The 1654-nt window shown below is 69.2% G+C and carries 1 protein-coding gene; it reads right to left on the bottom strand.

The features are described from left to right. Nucleotides 1–136: 136 nt before the first annotated feature. Entirely contained in the window at nt 137–1603 is a 1467-nt protein-coding gene (locus tag RMO85_RS06730) for a lysine 2,3-aminomutase (RefSeq protein WP_310527836.1), read from the bottom strand. Between the last annotated feature and the right edge of the window lie 51 nt (nt 1604–1654).

Raw genomic sequence — 1654 nt, 5'->3', positions numbered from 1 at the left:
CCCGGACTCCTTTGGTGCTGACCCCGGCTTCCGCGACCCCCCCCCTGGGGGGGGGGGGGGGGGGGGGCGCTTGTGTTTTGTCGCCCCGGCTTACCGGGGCACCCCAACACAGGTCAGGGAACTTTGCGCGAGCCGGCTACCAGGCCTGGAGAGCGGCGGTACGGCGCGACGCCTCGGCCATCTCGGCGGCCTTGAGCGCGGTCTCGTCGAGACGGCCGTGCTGCTCCCACCATGCCTGGCCGCCGGCGGGGAGGGAGTGGATCGGGTCGTAGTACTCGTAGGTCCGCGAGAGCGCGTCGTCCGAGGTGGCCTCGATGGACGTCTTGTAGTTCTTCGTCCAGTAGGAGATGCCGCGCTCGGTGTCGTAGTCGGCGAGCTGGTGCACCCAACGCTTGCCGACGAACGGCACGTCGCACACGATCCGCGGCGTCGCGAAGCCGGGCAGGTAGCCCATGATGTGGTGCTGCAGACGCTGCGCGTCGGCGACCGAGACCCGCCAGTGCTCCGAGAACGGGATCATGTCGCACATGTAGAAGTAGTACGGCATGATCTGCGCGCCGTCGAGGAGCCTGAAGCACAGGTCCAGCAGCGCGTCCCCCTCGGCGTTGACGCCGTTGAGCAGCACACCCTGGTTGCGGACGTCGCGCACACCGGCGTCGAGCATCGCGCGGGTCGCCTTGGCCACGATCGGGGTCACCGAGTTGGCGTGGTTGGCGTGGGTGTGGATCGCCAGCGAGACGCCGCGCGAGCGGGCGATGGCGGCGACGCGGCCGACGCCGTCGACGACCTCGGGCTGCAGCCAGTGCTGGGGGAGTCCGATCAGGGCCTTCGTGGCCAGCCGGATGTCGCGGATGTTGTCGACCTCGAGCACGGACGTCAGGAACGCCTCGAGCCGCGGCCAGGGCATGTTCGCCACGTCGCCGCCGGACACGACGACGTCACGCACCGACGGCGTACGCCGCAGGTAGTCGATCATGTCGCCGATCCGGTCGTTGGGCTTGCCGGCGAACTTCAGCTTCTCGATCACTGGTGTCGAGTTGCCGACGAGGTCCATGCGCGTGCAGTGGCCGCAGTACTGCGGGCAGGTCGGCAGCAGCTCGGCGAGCACCTTCGTCGGGTAGCGGTGGGTCAGCCCCTCCGTCGCCCACATGTCGTGCTCGTGGAGCGAGTCGCGCGCGGCGTGCGGGTGGGAGGACCAGTCGGTGCGACGGTCGGAGAACACCGGGATCATGTAGTGCCGGATCGGGTCGGCATAGAACGCGTCGGTCAGTGAGCCGGGACCGGCCGGGCTGTCGCGCGGGACCATCGTGTTCATCATCTGCGGCGGCACCAGCATGGACATGGTGGCCCGCTCGGCCTGGTCGCGCTCGAGATCGGCGTAGAACCGCTCGTCGAGGAGGTCGCCCATCAGCTCGCGCAGCTGCTTGACGTTCTTGATGCAGTGGGCGCGCTGCCACTGGACCGACGCCCACTCCTCGGCGGTGACATCCTGCCAGCCCGGGAACCGGGTCCAGTCGGGCTCCACGAGCTCGACGGCGCGGTAGGGGTAGGGCTGGCCGGCCTCTCCCACAATGACCGAGCCGATGGCGGTCTCGATGCTCATGGCGGTCTCCTGGGGGTCTGGATGTCAACGTGCTGGGGCAGAGTGGACGGC

The sequence above is a fragment of the Nocardioides sp. genome (assembly GCF_031422975.1).
Lineage (GTDB): Bacteria > Actinomycetota > Actinomycetes > Propionibacteriales > Nocardioidaceae > Nocardioides.
The sequence above is the reverse complement of the archived record's forward strand: the minus strand, read 5'-3'. Positions and strand labels throughout refer to the sequence as shown.

Excerpts from the sequence above, each read along its gene's own strand:
- RMO85_RS06730 (WP_310527836.1), bottom strand. The coding sequence starts at position 1,603 with ATGAGCATCGAGACCGCCATCGGCTCGGTCATTGTGGGAGAGGCCGGC.